General features: G+C 69.9%; 17 protein-coding genes and 1 pseudogene. 11 read left to right on the top strand and 7 right to left on the bottom strand.

The annotated features are described in order from the left end of the window. Positions 1-4: 4 nt before the first annotated feature. From alaS to QH470_RS14600, 6 genes are all read left to right on the top strand, one after another. Entirely contained in the window at positions 5-2,671 is a 2,667-nt protein-coding gene (gene alaS / locus QH470_RS14625; protein ID WP_280272907.1) for an alanine--tRNA ligase, read from the top strand. Beyond that, the gene (ruvX, locus tag QH470_RS14620) at positions 2,671-3,225 is read left to right on the top strand and encodes a Holliday junction resolvase RuvX (RefSeq protein ID WP_280272892.1); all 555 of its coding nucleotides are present in this window, start codon (positions 2,671-2,673) and stop codon (positions 3,223-3,225) included. Before alaS ends, ruvX begins: the two co-directional genes overlap by 1 nt. Next, entirely contained in the window at positions 3,218-4,786 is a 1,569-nt protein-coding gene (locus QH470_RS14615) for an endolytic transglycosylase MltG (protein ID WP_280272891.1), read from the top strand. Before ruvX ends, QH470_RS14615 begins: the two co-directional genes overlap by 8 nt. Continuing rightward, positions 4,761-5,606: a shikimate dehydrogenase gene (locus QH470_RS14610; RefSeq protein ID WP_280272890.1), complete on the top strand. Its 846-nt coding sequence runs from the start codon at positions 4,761-4,763 to the stop codon at positions 5,604-5,606. The genes QH470_RS14615 and QH470_RS14610 overlap by 26 nt, the downstream gene beginning before the upstream one ends. 109 nt (positions 5,607-5,715) lie before the next feature. Then, entirely contained in the window at positions 5,716-5,973 is a 258-nt protein-coding gene (locus QH470_RS14605; RefSeq protein WP_280272889.1) for a hypothetical protein, read from the top strand. 101 nt (positions 5,974-6,074) lie between these two features. Beyond that, complete coding sequence (locus tag QH470_RS14600) at positions 6,075-6,548, top strand: B-4DMT family transporter (protein WP_280272888.1); 474 nt, start codon at positions 6,075-6,077, stop codon at positions 6,546-6,548. Position 6,549: 1 nt separating this feature from the next. Here the strand turns inward: QH470_RS14600 and QH470_RS14595 are convergent, their stop codons facing one another. The 6 genes and pseudogenes from QH470_RS14595 to QH470_RS14570 all read right to left on the bottom strand — a co-directional run bounded on the left by QH470_RS14595 (position 6,550) and on the right by QH470_RS14570 (position 11,900). Continuing rightward, entirely contained in the window at positions 6,550-6,888 is a 339-nt protein-coding gene (locus QH470_RS14595; RefSeq protein WP_280272887.1) for a hypothetical protein, read from the bottom strand. Positions 6,889-7,248: 360 nt separating this feature from the next. Continuing rightward, on the bottom strand, positions 7,249-8,385 hold the full coding sequence (aroB, locus tag QH470_RS14590; protein WP_280272886.1) for a 3-dehydroquinate synthase: 1,137 nt from the start codon (positions 8,383-8,385) through the stop codon (positions 7,249-7,251). A gap of 718 nt (positions 8,386-9,103) precedes the next feature. Continuing rightward, complete coding sequence (locus QH470_RS14585; RefSeq protein WP_280272908.1) at positions 9,104-9,235, bottom strand: hypothetical protein; 132 nt, start codon at positions 9,233-9,235, stop codon at positions 9,104-9,106. 193 nt (positions 9,236-9,428) lie between these two features. Continuing rightward, positions 9,429-9,941, bottom strand: a pseudogene (locus QH470_RS14580) (shikimate kinase); the annotation flags it as partial. Positions 9,942-9,943: 2 nt separating this feature from the next. Beyond that, entirely contained in the window at positions 9,944-11,149 is a 1,206-nt protein-coding gene (gene aroC / locus QH470_RS14575) for a chorismate synthase (protein WP_280272906.1), read from the bottom strand. Between the two features lie 310 nt (positions 11,150-11,459). Further along, positions 11,460-11,900: a prepilin peptidase gene (locus tag QH470_RS14570; RefSeq protein WP_280272885.1), complete on the bottom strand. Its 441-nt coding sequence runs from the start codon at positions 11,898-11,900 to the stop codon at positions 11,460-11,462. Between the two features lie 199 nt (positions 11,901-12,099). On the opposite strand from QH470_RS14570, the gene QH470_RS14565 reads away from it, so the two are divergent. The 4 genes from QH470_RS14565 to QH470_RS14550 are packed head-to-tail and all read left to right on the top strand — an operon-like array spanning position 12,100 to position 14,606. Beyond that, entirely contained in the window at positions 12,100-13,221 is a 1,122-nt protein-coding gene (locus QH470_RS14565; protein WP_280272884.1) for a M24 family metallopeptidase, read from the top strand. A 47-nt stretch (positions 13,222-13,268) separates the two neighbouring features. Further along, on the top strand, positions 13,269-13,832 hold the full coding sequence (gene efp / locus QH470_RS14560) for an elongation factor P (protein ID WP_280272883.1): 564 nt from the start codon (positions 13,269-13,271) through the stop codon (positions 13,830-13,832). A gap of 10 nt (positions 13,833-13,842) precedes the next feature. Beyond that, complete coding sequence (nusB, locus tag QH470_RS14555; RefSeq protein WP_280272882.1) at positions 13,843-14,349, top strand: transcription antitermination factor NusB; 507 nt, start codon at positions 13,843-13,845, stop codon at positions 14,347-14,349. Continuing rightward, complete coding sequence (locus QH470_RS14550; RefSeq protein WP_280272881.1) at positions 14,349-14,606, top strand: YciI family protein; 258 nt, start codon at positions 14,349-14,351, stop codon at positions 14,604-14,606. Before nusB ends, QH470_RS14550 begins: the two co-directional genes overlap by 1 nt. Before the next feature lie 13 nt (positions 14,607-14,619). Here the strand turns inward: QH470_RS14550 and QH470_RS14545 are convergent, their stop codons facing one another. Beyond that, the gene (locus tag QH470_RS14545) at positions 14,620-15,759 is read right to left on the bottom strand and encodes a serpin family protein (protein ID WP_280272880.1); all 1,140 of its coding nucleotides are present in this window, start codon (positions 15,757-15,759) and stop codon (positions 14,620-14,622) included. Between the two features lie 269 nt (positions 15,760-16,028). Here QH470_RS14545 and QH470_RS14540 point away from each other — a divergent pair, with 269 nt between their 5' ends. Continuing rightward, on the top strand, positions 16,029-16,586 hold the full coding sequence (locus tag QH470_RS14540) for a DUF4334 domain-containing protein (RefSeq protein WP_280272879.1): 558 nt from the start codon (positions 16,029-16,031) through the stop codon (positions 16,584-16,586). The last annotated feature ends 5 nt before the right edge of the window (positions 16,587-16,591 follow it).

The following is a 16,591-nucleotide window of genomic DNA, read 5'->3' as shown; positions in this document are numbered from 1 at the left end:
GGTTGTGCAGACCCACGAGATTCGACGGCGCTTCCTGGAGCATTTCGTCCGTGCCGGGCATACCGAGGTCCCCAGTGCCTCGCTGATCCTGCCGGACCCCAACCTGCTGTTCGTCAACGCGGGCATGGTCCAGTTCAAGCCGTATTTCCTGGGCCAGGAGGCGCCGCCGTTCGCGCGCGCGACGAGCGTGCAGAAGTGCGTGCGCACCGGCGACATCGACGAGGTGGGCGTCACCACCAGGCACAACACGTTCTTCCAGATGGCCGGCAACTTCTCCTTCGGCGACTACTTCAAGGAGGGGGCCATCACCTTCGCCTGGGAGCTGATCACCACATCCCAGGAGGAGGGCGGCTTCGGCTTCGACCCCGAGCGCATCTGGGTCACCGCCTACGAATCGGATCCGGAAGCCGCCGAGATCTGGCACCGCGTCGCCGGAATCCCGAACGAGCGCATCCAGTTCCGCGACGGCAAGGACAACTACTGGGACATGGGCGTGCCCGGTCCGGGCGGTCCCTGCTCGGAGATCTACTTCGACCGCGGCCCCGAGTACGGCCGCGACGGCGGCCCGGTCGCCGACGAGGACCGCTATCTCGAGATCTGGAACCTCGTCTTCATGCAGGACATCCGCGGCGAGCTGAGCCCGAAGGAGGGCCACGCCCCGGTCGGCACGCTGCCGCGCAAGAACATCGACACCGGCATGGGCGTCGAGCGGGTGGCGATGCTGCTGCAAGGCGTCGACAACGTCTACGAGACCGACCTGCTGCGCCCGATCATCACCAAGGCCGAGGAGCTGACCGGCAAGAAGTACGCCGTCGAGCACGCAGACGATGTCCGCTTCCGGGTCATCGCCGACCACGCTCGCAGCGCCGCGATGCTGATCTCCGACGGCGTCAACCCCGGCAACGACGGCCGCGGCTACGTGCTGCGGCGGCTGCTGCGCCGCATCGTCCGCTCCGTGCGGCTGCTGGGCGCGGAGAAGCCGGTGATGGGCGAGTTCATGAAGACCGTCAGCGACCTGATGGCGCCGTCGTATCCCGAACTGGCCACCGACTTCCGGCGCATCGAGAACGTCGCGGTCGGCGAGGAGACCGCGTTCCTCAAGACGTTGACCACCGGCTCGAAACTGTTCGACGAGACCGTCGCCGAGGTGAAGTCGGCGGGCGGCCGCAAGATCGCCGGATCGGACGCGTTCACCCTGCACGACACCTACGGCTTCCCCATCGATCTGACCCTCGAGATGGCCGCCGAGGCCGGGCTCGAGGTCGACGAGCAGGGCTTCCGCTCGCTGATGGCCGAGCAGCGCCGGCGCGCCAAGGAGGACGCGGCCGCCCGCAAGCACGCGCACGCCGACCTGTCGATCTACAAGGAACTCGTCGACCGCGGCGCCACCGAGTTCACCGGCTTCGCCGAACTCACCACCGAGGCCCAGGTCATCGCCCTGCTCGCCGACGGCGTGCGGGTCCCCACCGCGACCGCCGGACAGGACGTCGAGGTGATCCTCGACCGCAGCCCGCTCTACGCCGAGTCCGGCGGCCAGATCGCCGACCGCGGCGTGATCACCGCGTCGGGCGTGAAGCTGCGCGTGAACGACGTGCAGAAGATCGCCAAGAAGCTCTGGGTGCACAAGGCCACCGTCGAACAGGGCCAGATCACCGAGGGCGACACCGTCCTCGCCCAGGTCGACCCGGCCTGGCGGCGCGGCGCGACCCAGGGCCACTCCGGCACCCACATGGTGCACGCCGCGCTGCGACAGGTGCTCGGCCCGAACGCGGTACAGGCCGGTTCGCTGAACAAGCCCGGCTACCTGCGCTTCGACTTCAATTGGCAAGGCCAGCTGTCTGAAGGACAGAAGGCCGACATCGAGGCCGTGTCCAACGACGCGGTCGGCGCCGACTTCCCCGTCAACACCTTCGTCACCGATCTGCCCAAGGCCAAGTCGATGGGCGCGCTGGCCCTGTTCGGCGAGAACTACGGCAGCGAGGTCCGGGTCGTGGAGATCGGCGGCCCGTTCTCGATGGAGCTGTGCGGCGGCACCCACGTCGAGCACTCCTCGCAGATCGGCCCGATCACGGTGCTCGGTGAGTCGTCGGTCGGTTCCGGCGTGCGGCGCGTGGAGGCGTTCGTCGGCCTGGACTCCTACAAGTACCTGGCCAAGGAGCGCGCGCTGCTGGCCGGTGTGGCGTCCTCGCTGAAGGTGCCCAGCGAGGAGGTGCCCGCCCGCGTCGAGCAGCTGGTCGAGCGGCTCAAGGTGGCCGAGAAAGAGCTGGAGCGCAGCAAGGTTCAGGCCGTGCTGGCACAGGCCGCGAAGTTCGTCGACGAGGCCCAGCGGTTCGGCGAGGTGCTGCTGGTGGCGGCCGCCGCGCCCGAGGGCGTGGGCGGCGGCGATCTGCGCACCCTCGCGACCGACATCCGGGGCCGGTTCGGCACCCGGCCCGCCGTGGTGGTGCTGCTCGGCAACGCCGATGGCAAGGTGCCGTTCGTGGTCGCGGTGAACAAGCCTGCGCAGGAACTCGGTTTCCGGGCCGGTGATCTGGTCGGCAGCTTCGGTCCGAGCATCGCCGGGCGCGGCGGCGGCAAACCGGAGATGGCGCAGGGCGCCGGGTCGGATCCCTCGGGGATCGCGGCCGGGCTGGCCGCGGTACGGGCGCAGGTGGCCGAGCGCGCCGCCTGATGTCCAGGTCCGAGAGTTCGGAATCGGTCGACCGGCCCAGCGCCGCGACCGATCCCGGGCGCGGCCGCCGCATCGCCATCGATGTCGGGACCGTGCGCGTCGGCGTCGCCGCCTGCGATCCGGACGGCATCCTCGCCACGCCGGTCGAGACGGTGCAGCGCGCCGGCTCGAAAAGCGGCCGTGGAGCGCGCGGCGACGGGACGGCCGATCTCGCCCGGATTGCCGAAATTGTGCGGGAGTACGAGGCCGTCGAGGTGATCGTCGGCCTGCCCAGGACGCTGCGCGGGGCGAACGGCGCCTCCGCCGCGCTCGCCATCTCCTTCGCTGATCGTTTGCGATCCATGATTCCCGGAGTGCCGATACGACTTTCCGACGAACGTTTGACTACGGTGTCAGCTGCACGTGCATTGCGGGACAGTGGAGTTCGCGCGCGTGGCCAGCGGCAGATGATCGATCAGGCGGCGGCCGTATCGATCCTGCAGGGATGGTTGGACGAACGGAGTGCGGTGTTGAAGGCGGCCGGGGAGCAGTCGGCAGGGTGGTCGGATGAATGACCGCTGGGCGCGGGCCGAGGAACGTCATCGGCAGAGCGTCGAGGAGCGGCGATACCGTCGCCGCGACAGCGGTTGGGGCGCCGACGACCGAGCGCCGCGCGGGCGTGGTTCCCGCCACGCGGCGCCGGTCGACGACGACTGGGACGACTACGACGACGACACCACCGTCATTCCGGTCTACACCGACGAGGAGCCCGAGCCGGTGCCGCCGCCGCGGCCGCAGCGCTCGGGTCAGCGCCGGGCGCCCGCCCAGGGCCGATCGGCCAGGAATCGGTCCGCGGGAGAAGAGCCGCCCCGGGGACGGTCCGCACGAGAGCGCCCGGCCCGCAAGCAAACCGGCCGGAGCCAGTCCGGCCGCGGGCAGTCCGCGCGGAGCAAGCGTTCCCGGGTCGCTTCGCGCAAAGCGGCCGAACGCCAGCGTCGCCGCCGCAATCTGTGGATCCTCGGCGCCGTCTTCGTCGTGCTGTTCGTGGCCGCCGGCGGGTACGCCGGTTACAAGTTCATCGGCAAGCTGGGCGGGCCCGAGGACTTCGCCGGCCCGGCCGGTCCGGCGGTGGTGGTGCGGGTGAAGGCGGGCGACACCGCCGAGCAGATCGCCCAGACCATGTACGACAAGGGCGTGGTGGCCAGCACCGGCGCGTTCTACGAGGCCGCGATCCGCAATTCGAAGATGAATTCGGTGCAGCCAGGCTTCTATGCCGTCCCCGCGCACAGCAAGGGCTCCGCGGCCGTGACGGCGTTGATGAGCAAGGACTCGCGCGTCGGCAATGTGGTGATCTCCGAGGGGCGGCTGCTGCACGATCAATCCGAGGTGAAGCGGAACGGGACCCCTACGCCGGGCATCTATTCCCTTGTCGCCCAGGCGAGTTGCATGGGCGCCGAGCCCGCGCGCAGGTGCGTGACCGCTGATGAGCTCGCCGCCGCGGGCGCCGGCACCGATCTGGCCGCGCTCGGAGTTCCGGCCTGGGCCGAGCAGGAAGTGCGGCGGGCGCCCGACCGCAGCCGGCAGCTCGAGGGTCTCATCGCCGCGGGTTCCCTGGATTTCGATCCGAGCGGCACGCCGCAGCAGATTCTGCAACAGCTGATCACCCAGAGCGCCGCCACCTACGAATCGACCGGCCTGCTGCAAGCCGGTGCGGCGAACGGGCTCTCGCCGTACCAGACGCTGATCTCCGCCTCGCTGGTGGAACGCGAAGCGAAACCCAACGACATGGCCAAGGTGGCGCGGGTGATCGTGAACCGGCTGAAGGTCGGTCAGATGCTCCAGTTCGATTCGACGGTGAACTACGCGCTGAACGAGATCGAGGTGGCCACCACCGACGCCGATCGCGCGAAGGTCACACCGTGGAACACCTATGCCATGGTCGGGCTGCCCGCGAATCCGATCGCGGCGCCGTCGCTGAACGCGTTGCACGCCGTGGAGAATCCGGCGCCCGGCGACTGGCTGTATTTCGTCACCGTCGACAATTCGGGGACAACGCTTTTCACCAAGAGCTATTCCGACCATCTGCGGAATATCACCCAGGCTCAGGACAATGGGGTTCTCGACAGTGGACGGTGAGGTCCGCAGGGCCGCGGTGCTGGGAAAGCCGATCGCCCATTCCCGTTCTCCGCAGCTGCATCTGGCCGCGTATCGGGCACTCGGGCTGCCATGGACGTACGAGCGTGTCGAATGTTCGGCGGAGCAGTTGCCCGCGCTGGTGGACGGGCTCGGGTCCGAGTGGATCGGACTCTCGGTGACCATGCCCGGCAAGGAAGCCGCCTTGGCGTACGCCCAGGAACGCACCGAACGCGCGGTGCTCGTGGGATCGGCGAATACGTTGGTGCGCACCGAGACCGGCTGGCGTGCGGACTGCACGGACATCGACGGGGTACTGGGCGCACTGCGCGGCGGCGGGGTCGCCTCGGTCACCGAAGCCGTCGTGCTGGGTGCGGGCGGCACCGCGCGACCGTCGTTGTTCGCGCTGTCCGAACTCGGTGCGAAATCGGTGACTGTCGCGGCTCGGGATGCCGGAAGGGCAAGCAGCGCACTGGGACTCGCCGAACGACTCGGAATGACCGCTGTGTACCGGGCTTTCGAGCCGGAACAGGTGCGCACCGCGTGTTCGAAGGCTGACGTTGTCGTCAGCACGGTCCCGTCCGCCGCCGCGGCCGCCGTCGCCGACGCGGCAGCCCTCGCGCCGCTGGTCCTCGACGCGATCTACAACCCCTGGCCGACACCGCTGGCCGATGCGGTGGCGCGGGCGGGAAATACGGTGGTCAGCGGCCTGGAGATGTTGTTGAACCAGGCGTACGGGCAGGTTGAGCTGTTCACCGGCCGGCCTGCTCCGCGCGCGGAAATGGCGGCGGCGCTGGGCGACGGGCTTCGATCCGAAAGCTGATGCCGCGGCGTCCGAGCCTTCCGATTGCCGGGGCTGGTCGGTATCATCTTGTTGTTCAATGCATTTCGAGGGGGATGCATTCGAGAACTGAAGGGGAGGGGCTGAAATCATGTTCACTCGTGTTGGTATCGCCTTCGCGATGGTCATCGCCGCGTGCGGATTCGTGTTGGCCGGGCAATCGACGGCACATGCTGCCGGTTGTGCCTCGGCGTCGCCGCGCTGGGGCTTCGTCTGTTTGGAGAGCGTGTCGGGCATCTCGCTGGGCTTCTGCTTGAAGGAGGCGCCGCAATGGCACGCGCAGGGGGAGTGCGTCCTGCGTAACGACGGCAGCGGTAACTACGACATCTGGATCCCGGCCCCCAACTGACCGTTCGTCCGCACCCGCGCCTCACCTGCCGGTGTCCCGTCCTCGGTTTCTGTAACCGGTTACTGTTTTTCGGGACCGCCCGGCAGGTTAAGGTGATCGACATGAATGCGTGGGTGTTGCGCGCCGTGGCGCTCGGGGTGCTGACCGTGGTGCTTCGGACCGTGCTCGGTTTCGGGATGATCTATTGGCCGACGCACGGCTCGTGGATGCGGATCCTGTGCCTGATCGTGCTGATCGCGATCGTGGTCGCGTGGGGACTGCTCGACGGCCGCGGCGACCGCCGCGCGAACCCGGATCCCGACCGCGGCGGCGCCGACCTCACCATGCGCTGGCTGAAGGCGGGCATCGCCGGGGGCCTGGGCGGCGGTGTGGTGGCCTGGGTGCTGGACTACCTGCCGAAGTTCGATCTCGGCGACAACGGCCTGGGGTTCGAGATCACCGCCGGAGCGTCGTTCATCATCCTGCTGATCTTCGTGCCCGGCATGGTCGGGGTCGCCCTCGGCCGCTTCCTGGTCGGCCGGGAAACGAAGAAGGCCGAGCCCGCGCCGCCGCCGAACGCCGCGTCCGCGCTGTAGGTCAGGCCGCTCGCGCCGGAGCGTGGGTCAGCAACCGCGCCGCGACGCCGAGATAGATCGCGGCGATCACGAGGTCGAGAATTCCCTGCGCCGGTTCGTCGCGGGTGAAGCGGTCCACGGCCGCGACCGTGACCACCCCGGATCCGAAGAAGAACCCGGCGGTCAGCCCTGGCACCGCGCGGCGCGCCGGGAGCACCGCCGATATCAGCAGCACCAGTGAGAACGCCGCGTCCGGCAGCGCGAAGATATTGTCGGCCCGATAGTCGGCGTCGACCGCGAGCGCGGCGAGCAGCCACAGGCTGACCGGAACGGCGATTATGCGCGCGGGGAGGACCGGCATGCTGACTCCTGATGCGGCCGTGGCGAACTCGTCAGCGCCAAGCATCGCCGAGAGTGGCTCCTCGGGCAACCGGTGAGTACCTTCCGCGGCTTCAGCAGGATGTCTGAGTGCCGACCATCGGCGTGGGTGGCTCACCGGGCACCCGGTCGGTGCCTTCCGCGGCTTCAGCAGGATGCCTGAGCGCCAACCATCGGCGTGGGTGCCCTCTGGGGCACCGGGTGGACGCCTTTCCGCGGCTCAGCAGGATGCCCTCAGTGTCAAGCGCGCCGTGGGTGGCTCCTGGCGTAACCGGTGGGTGTTTCAGCAGGATGCCTGAGCGTCGAGCACGCCGTGGGTGGCTCCTGGCCGCTACCTGGTGGATTACAGCAGGATGCCGCCGCTCGGGGCTTCGTCGCGGGCGATGGTGGCGTAGGCCGCGGCGAGCAGGCTGGGGTCCGGGCCTTCCAGGCGGCCCGGTTTGGCCAGGCCGTCGAGGACGACGAAACGCAGGACGCCGGAACGGGTCTTCTTGTCGGTCTGCATGGTTTCCAGTAGATGCGGCAGGGCGTCGGCGTCGTAGGTGGTGGGCAGGCCGACGCTGTCCAGGACGCTGCGGTGGCGCTCGGCGGTGGCATCGTCGAGACGGCCCGCCAGACGGCCCAGTTCCGCAGCGAAGACCAGGCCCACCGACACCGCCGCGCCGTGCCGCCAGCGGTAGCGCTCGCGGCGCTCGATCGCGTGGCCGAGGGTGTGGCCGTAGTTGAGGATCTCGCGCAGGCTGGCCTCCTTCAGGTCGGCCGCCACCACGTCGGCCTTGACCTGAATGGCGCGGCGCACCAGTTCCGGCAGCACATCACCGGTCGGGTCGAGCGCGGCCTGCGGGTCGCGCTCGATGAGGTCCAGAATCACCGGATCGGCGATGAAACCGGCCTTGATGATCTCGGCCATCCCGGCCACGATCTCGTTGCGCGGCACGGTTTCCAGGGTCACCAGGTCCACCAGCACCGCGGTCGGCTCGTGGAAGCTGCCGACCAGGTTCTTACCGGCCTCGGTATTGATGCCGGTCTTGCCGCCGACGGCCGCGTCGACCATCGCCAGCAGCGTGGTCGGCACGTGCACCACCTTCACTCCGCGCATCCAGGTCGCGGCCACGAAACCGGACAGGTCGGTCGCCGCGCCGCCGCCGAGGCTGATCACGACGTCGCGCCGGGTCAGGCCGATGCGGCCGAGGACCTCCCAGCAGAACCCGGCCACCGGCAGGTCCTTGCCCGCCTCGGCATCCGGGATCTCGATGCGGTGCGCGTCGATCCTCTCCCCGCCCGCGCCGAGATCGGCTTCGGCGAGCGCCTGCCGCACCGCCTCCGCAGTCTCGGTCAGCGGCGGCTGATGGAAGATCGCGACCGTCCGCACGCCGGGCTGCGCGGCCACCTGCTCGACCAGCTCGCCCAGCAGTCCGCGCCCGATGATGACCGGGTACGGGTCGGCGGTGCGCACCTCGATGCGAGTGGGCTCGGTCATACTTGCTGCTCCGATTCTCTTGCTACTCATGGTTTCTCGCTGACACAGGGTTACTCGCCGGGCGGTCCGGCCGCACGGCTCGCCGAGCGCCGCCCGCGCCCGCCCGGGTGAAAACTCTCCGCGACCGAGCGGCCACCAGCCGCGGCCCCGTCCGCAGTGGCGCCCTCCTCGGCGGGTGCGCTGCGGTCGGCGGTTATACCTCGCTCTGTGGCAGCGGTTGTGCCGCCGGCTTTTGCGGTGGACGTGGTGGAGGGTGCTGCTGCGCTCGAGGTCGGGGACGAGTCCCGGGTCGGGGACGGCGCAGGGGCGCTGGTGCCGCTTGGTTCGGGTGCGTGCGGGTCTTCTCCGCGCGGCATTGGGTGCTGCTGTGACGCAATGGGTTTCGGGAGGGCGCCGGGTGCGCCGGAGCTGCGGCGGGCGCTGCGTCTGCGGCGTGACGGGTGTTCGCCTCGGGTGGCTGTGGCGGGTTGGGGGGTGTCTGGTGCGCCGGGCAATTGAGTCTCGGTCGCGGGGTGTCGGGAACCCTCGATGCTCTCACTCGAGGTGGTCCTCGACATTGCCGTCGTCTCGGTGCCACCGCCACGGGAGCGGCGTCGACCACCTCGGCGCGAACGGCGAGACCGCCGCTTCGCTCCGGTCGGCGCTCCCGCGGGCGAATCCGACTGGGACGCTGTGGAATTCGGATCCGGCGTGCCGCCTTTCGATGAATCCGTGGTGCTTAGAAGTGGTGTGGAGCCGGACTGCGTACGATCAGCGCCACCTGCGCCACCTGCGCCACCTGCGGCACCTGTGCCGACCGCAGCACCCGCGGCGCCCGTGCCGACTGCGCCATCTGCGGCGCGTGTGCCACCTGCACTACCTGTGCTGACTACACCACCTGCGTCGACTGTTGCAGCTACCGTACCTGCGGCGACCGTGGCACCTGTGGCACTTGCGGTGGCGGAGCGGTTGCGTCGGCGGCGGCGGGAGCGGGAGCGGCGGGAGGGGCTGGGGGTTTCGGTGGGGTGGGTTGGGGGTGGCGTGGGTTCGGCTGGTTCCAGGCCGAGCTTGGCCAGGATGTTGCGGACCACGCGGCCGGGGCTGCGGCCGTCGGTGCGGACCCGGACATTGGACACCTCGCGGTACAGGGGGCGGCGTTCACGCATGAGCTTGCGGTACGTGGCCCCCGGATCGTCACCGGCCAGCAGGGGCCGGTTGGAATTGGCGCCCGTGCGTCGAAGTCCTTCGGCGATACTGATTTCCAGGTACACCACGGTGCGATCGCGCAGCAACTCGCGGGTCGCGTCCGACAGCACCGCGCCGCCGCCGAGCGACACCACGCCCTTGTGCTCGAGCACCGCCCGGCGTACCACGCGTTCCTCGATGCGCCGGAATTCCGGCTCGCCGTCGGCGGCGAAGATCTCCGGGATGGTGCGCCCGGTCTCGTCCTCGATACCGGCGTCCGTGTCGTACAGTTCGACGCCCAGTTCACGCGCGAGCTTGCGGCCGATCGTCGACTTCCCGGCACCGGGCGGGCCGATCAGCACCACACACGGGTGGCGCGGATCGGTCTGCACGATCACGAGGGGACGGCGCCCGGGACATGCGGGCGCGCGCTGATCCGCTTCAGGTAGCTGGTGATGTTGTCGACGGTCTCGGGCAGCGAGTCGCCGCCGAACTTCTCCAGCGCCGCCTGGGCCACGACCAGCGCGACCATGGCCTCGGCGACCACACCGGCGGCGGGCACCGCGCACACGTCCGAGCGCTGATGGATGGCGACGGCCTCGTCGCCGGTGGTCATGTCCACGGTGGACAGCGCGCGCGGCACGGTCGAGATCGGCTTCATCGCGGCGCGCACGCGCAGCGGCTCGCCGTTGGTCATGCCGCCCTCGAGCCCGCCCGCGCGGTTGGTCGAACGCAGCACGCCATCCGGGCCGGGCCGCATCTCGTCGTGAGCCTGGCTGCCGCGGCGGCGCGCGGTCTCGAACCCGTCGCCGACCTCGACGCCCTTGATGGCCTGAATCCCCATCAGCGCCGCGGCCAGGCGCGCGTCCAGCCGGTCCGCGCCGCTGATGAACGAGCCCAGCCCGACCGGCAGGCCGTCCACGACCACCTCCACGACGCCGCCGAGCGTGTCACCGTCCTTCTTGGCGGCCTCGATCTCGGCGATCATCGCCGCCTCCGCGTCCTTGTCGAAGGCGCGCACCGGGCTCTCGTCGACGGCGGCGAGGTCGGCGGCCGTCGGCACCAGACCGGCCGTGGCCCGGGCGGTGCCGATCGACACCACGTGCGAGACGACCTCCACGCCGAGGGCCTGGCGCAGGAACTGGCGCGCCACGGTGCCGGCGGCAACCCGGGCGGCGGTCTCGCGGGCGCTGGCGCGCTCCAGCACATTGCGTGCGTCGTCGAAGCCGTACTTGAGCATGCCGGAGTAGTCGGCGTGGCCGGGGCGCGGCCGGGTGAGCGGGGCGTTGCGGGCCAGTTCGGCCAGTTCCGCCTCGTCCACCGGATCGGCGGACATGACCTGCGTCCACTTGGGCCATTCGGAATTCGCGATCTCGATCGCGACCGGTCCGCCCATGGTGCGCCCGTGCCGGACACCGCCGATCACGGTGACCTTGTCGGCCTCGAACTTCATCCGCGCCCCGCGCCCGTACCCGAGCCGGCGACGCGCCAGTTGCGCGGCAATATCGGCGGAGGTCACCTCCACCCCGGCCACCATCCCCTCGAGGATCGCGACGAGAGCGGGACCATGAGACTCACCAGCAGTAATCCAGCGCAACACGCCGTCCATCTTTCCACGTCAGCACCGTTACCCGGACATCCGGCCCGCACCGGCCGCGCCGGTGGCCGCACGCCACACCCGAGCCGAGGTGACTACCTCCGATAATGCGCGCTCTCCGCCATCTCCGAAAAGCCCCTAGGCCACCCCCGATCGGCACTGTCCGGACCGTTGGAATCCACGGCCCTGCCCCTGGCGACTACACACAGCTCATTCCGGGCAACCCCGATTCGCCATGGCCGTCCGGAGTGCACCGCTGTGGCGCGCCAAGGTCGAATTCGTAGCGCGGGTGGTGTGTGTGCCCGGCGCTGATTCACGTGAGGACGAGGGCGAGCAGGGTCGATACGCACATCGAAGGGCCGTGGGGGAGAGCACGATTCCAGGGCGAGCCGCGAATTCGATGATGCAAGTAGGTCACGACGCCGGCGAGTGCGGTGAGCAGCGGCGCTGCCACGGCGGCCCAGCTCCACGCCTGCCCGCCGCCACAGGCCGCGGCTGCTCCGAGACCCAGAGCCAGCTTCACGTCACCCGCTCCGAAGGCAGCGGGCGCGACGAGATGTACCGCCAGGTACGGGACGGTCAGCAGCAGGGCGCCCGTGACGGCGGCGCGCAGCTGGTCGGTCGCCAGCGCATAGCCGAGGACCGCCGCAGCGCCGAGGCCGGTCAAGGGATTCGGCAGCCGCCGCTCGCGCAGATCCACGACACTCAGCGCCGCGCACCACGTGGCGAGGACTACGAAGGCGATGGCTGTCATACCGACCATCGTTGCCCGGACGGCGAGCGAGCGGAATGGCCGAACGCGAAATGTGGATAACCCCAACGCATGTGAACAACCGGTGCACCCCATCCCCGGTCCCGCGGCCCGTTCGCCCAGGTACCGCCCGATTGTCCGCCGATGACCGGCCCGTGGGTAAGCGGGGAACGCGCGCACCGGCAGCGGTAGCGTGGGAATCATGTCTGCTGATCACGACGCGAGGCGCCCCGACCACGCGGCTCGCCGGGCCGCGTTGCGGAACCTGTTGGTGGAGAACGGCGTCGACGCCCTCCTGGTGACCGACCTGATCAACATCAGGTACCTCACGGGCTTCACCGGATCCAATGCCGCACTGCTGGTCGACTCCTGGGACGGCGCCGAGGACCGCACCGTGATCTGCACCGACGGCCGCTACGCCACCCAGGTCGGCGAGCAGGTGCCGGACCTGCGGGCCGAGATCGCCCGCGCCAGCGCCCGCCGCACAATCGAGATCGCGGGGGAGTGGCAGACCGGCCGGGTCGGCTTCGAAAGCCATGTCGTGACCGTCGACCAGCATCACGCGTTCGTCGAACAGGGCACCGGATTGCAGCTGGTGCCGACCCGTGGCCTGGTCGAGCAGCTGCGCATGGTGAAGGACGACTACGAGGTCGAGCAACTGCGCGCGGCCTGCGCCGCCGCCGATTCCGCGCTGGCGAGCCTGCTCGAGCGCGGCGGCCTGCGCCCGGGCCGCACCGAGCGGCAGGTGGCGCGCGAGCTGGAATGGCTGATGTTCGAGCACGGCGCCGCGGCCGTATCGTTCGAGACGATCGTCGCCGCCGGCGCGAATTCGGCCGTGCCACACCACCGCCCGACCGATGCGGTGCTCGCGGCGGGCGATTTCGTGAAGTTCGATTTCGGCGCGGTGGTCGGCGGCTACCACTCCGACATGACCCGCACCCTGGTGCTCGGCGAACCGGCCGACTGGCAGCGCGAGGTATACGAGCTGGTGCGGGCATCTCAGCGCGCCGGGCGAGAGGCGCTGAAACCGGGGACCGGATGCGGCGAGGTGGACTGCGCCGCCCGCACGGTGATCGAGGACGCGGGCCACGGCGAGCTTTTCGTGCACGGATTGGGCCACGGCGTCGGCCTGCAGATCCACGAAGCACCCGGAATCGCCAAAACCGGCACGGGTACACTGCTCGAAGGCATGGCGGTGACCGTCGAGCCAGGTGTGTACTTCCCCGGCCGCGGCGGTGTCCGGATCGAGGATACGCTCGTGGTTCGCGAGGGGCGTCCCGAACTGCTCACCCTGACCACCAAAGACCTGACCGTGGTCGACTGATCACGGTCGACCGACTGCGTTCGAACAAACAAGGAGATCCGAGGACAGTGGCGGACACCAGCGACTTCAAGAACGGCCTCGTGCTGAAAATCGACGGCAATCTGCAGCAGATCGTCGAATTCCAGCATGTCAAGCCGGGCAAGGGGCCGGCGTTCGTGCGGACGAAGCTGAAGAACGTCGTGTCCGGCAAGGTGGTCGACAAGACCTGGAACGCCGGTGTGAAGGTCGAGGTCGCCACCGTCGACCGGCGCGATATGACCTACCTGTACCACGACGGGTCGGACTACATCTTCATGGACGGCGACACCTACGACCAGATCCAGATCGGCGAGCAGACCCTCGGCAACAGCGCCAAGTTCCTGCTGGAGAACATGCCGGTGCAGGTCGCCATGCACGACGGCGAGGTGCTCTACGTGGAACTCCCGGTCACCGTCGAACTCTCGGTCACCCACACCGAACCGGGCCTGCAGGGCGACCGGTCCAGCGCCGGCACCAAGCCCGCCACCGTGGAGACCGGCGCCGAGGTGCAGGTGCCGCTGTTCGTCAACACCGGCGACAAGCTGAAGATCGATACCCGCGACGGTGGCTACCTCGGCCGCGTGAACGCCTAGCCTGGTGACTGTGACCGATCAGGCCGGAGACCGGAAGTCCTCGTACAAGAAGCTGGGCGCCCGGCACAAGGCTCGCCGCCGGGCGGTGGACCTGCTGTTCGAGGCCGAGGCCCGCGACATCGACCCGGCCGATCTGCTCGCCGAGCGCGCGCAGCTGGCCGTGGGCGACGAGTCGGTCGCACCGGTGAACCCGTACACGGGCACCTTGGTCGAGGGCGTCGCCGATGATCTCGACCGGGTGGACGGCACCATCGAGTCCTACCTGCAGGACTGGACGCTGGAACGGCTGCCCGCCGTGGACCGCGCCATCCTGCGAGTGGCGGTGTGGGAGTTGTTCCACGCCACCGATGTGCCGCCGGTGGTGGCCGTGGACGAGGCCGTGGAACTCGCCAAGGAACTGTCCACCGACGATTCGCCGAGCTTCGTCAACGGCGTGCTCGGGCAGGTGGTCCAGGTGGCGCCGCAGGTCCGCGCCGCCGCGGCGGCGACCCGGTCCCGGCCGGACGGCGACGCCTAGTGCGCAAGTACCTCGTACTGGCCATGCGCACCGCCCGCTGGGACGACGCCGTCGCGGACCCGCACCGCGACTGGCTGGCCGGACTCCGTGCCGCCGGGCAGCTGGACTGCAGCGGCGGCTTCACCGACGGCTCGGGTGGCGCCTATGTGCTCCTCGCCGAAAGTCTCGATGCGGCACGGGAATTGGTCCACACCGACCCCATTCACACGACGGGCGCATCCGAGCTGACCGTCTACGAATGGAATATCACCGGCTGAGCGATCCCGGTCGTCACAGCGGCGGCTGCGCGACCCATCCCGCGACGATCACCAGTCCGGTCGGCCGATGCACCGCGAGGAACCCGAACGGCCGGTCGAAGGTCGCCGTGATCTCGAGAACGCGGCGCGGGCGTGGCGCGGCGGCGGCCCGGGCCAGGGCGACAGCGGTCACGGCGGCGGCCTCGAATCCCTCGCGGGTGAACCTGGCGAGCGCGTCCTGCGCGGCGTCCGCGAGGTAGAGCGGCGTGTCGGAGATGGCCGGAAAGCGGTCCTGGCTTCTGTCGGACGCGGCGCCCAGTCCGAACAGCTCGCTCCGTGCGAGCAGATTGTGACCGGAACGGATCAGGAACGGCGGCACCTGAATTCGCAGCGTATCCGCCACCGCGCGGGTTTCCCGCACCGTCAGGCCCGGCCCCGAGGTGCCGACCGGTAGGTGGGTCCGCACCGCCACCGACCCGTCCAGCGCACCGAGCCCGGCGCCCAGAATCTCCCCGGGTGTGCCCTCGCCCAGCAGCAGGTGCACGTCCAGGTCTCGGATCCCGCGCACCACGACGCGCGTCACCGGTTCGGTCGCGTCGAGCAGGACGACGTCGCCGAGTTCGCGCGAGTATCGGGACAGCCCCGGACCGCGGTGCCCCCGCCATGGTCCGGTCGCCGGTTCCAGCACATCGTCGTGGAACGGCTGCAGCCACGACGTGCGAGCGACGATCGCGGTGGCGAGAACGAGCAGCGTATCGGCATTGATCGAGAGCGGGAACCGGTCGATCAGCCCGCCGGTGTGCCGGTCGGCCCAGGCATCGAGCGCCGATTGCCCGGTGAGCTTGCCGACGACGCCCTCGGGTAGCGACCGCGCCCACTGCTCCCGCAATTCGACATCCTGGCGAACCCAGACCCCGAGCGCACCCGAGACGGTCTCCGCCGCGGTCAGTTCCGCGAGCAGCCGGAGTGCCGATTCCTGTGCGTCCTCGGCCGAAAGTCCCACGGCCGCGGCCAGTTCCGCGCGGGCCGGCTCGTTCGCCGCCGTCGCCAGCACGCCGAGTAGCGGCCACACGCCACATCCGGAGAGCACGAAATCACCGGTGCCCGCCGCGTCGCACCAGCGGCGGGTGAGGTCGTTGGCGGCGGCCACGTGCGGGAGAAGGCTGGTCTGCACACGGCCAGCCTAGTCGCGGAGCGCGAGGGTGAGCCGAAGACGAGTGCGCCCCCGCCGTGGGTGTACGTGGGCCGGCGGGGGCGCGCGCCCGGACCTCGGAGCCCGGGTTGCCGAGCGGATCGACCGCTCGTGCCGGTAATGCTGGTCCCTCGAGCGCACTCGAGGTCCAGTGGTTCCGGACGTGGCCTCGGTCACGGCGCTCCGCCCGAGCGGCCTGAGATAGTGTGAGGCCGGAAGCATCTATTGCTCTCGAGGTCGAGGAGGACGGGATGGCAGACGTCGACACGCCCGCGGTGCGGTTGCGCGAGCTGAGCCGGGGCGGCTGCACGCCCGGACAGGCCTGGGAGCTGTACGACAGCCTGCCGACGGTCCGAGTGGACGAGGTCACGACCGGTCGCTGGCGGGGGGACGAACTGGACACCGGGCATCCGTGGGCGGGTGCTCTGGTCGAATCCGGTTGGTACGGAAAGCAATTCGACGGCCCCGACGATGTGCAGCCGTTGGTGTTCGCGACCGCGGCGGGTGCGCTGTTCCCGGTCGACCCGCGCCGGGTCCCGCTGGGGCTGGTAGGCCGGGTGCCCCTGGCCGGAATCCGCGCGGTGCGCCGGCTACTGCCCGTGCTGCGTCCGGTGCTGCGTACGCCGACGCCGCGCGCCCGCCTGCGCGACCTGGAGTTCCGCGGCAAGGTCAGCGCCGCGATGATCTACGACGACCTGCCGATCATCGACGTCTTCCGCCTGGTCGACGACGAGACCCTGCTGGGCGTGATGGATCTTCGCGGCATGACCGACCCGTACTTCTTCGTGCTGCGCCGCGACCACCCCTGACCCGA

It is taken from the genome of Nocardia wallacei (genome assembly GCF_029868745.1).
Classification (GTDB): Bacteria; Actinomycetota; Actinomycetes; order Mycobacteriales; family Mycobacteriaceae; genus Nocardia; species Nocardia wallacei_B.
Note: the sequence above shows the minus strand (reverse complement) of the source record. Positions and strands in the feature narration are given on the sequence as shown.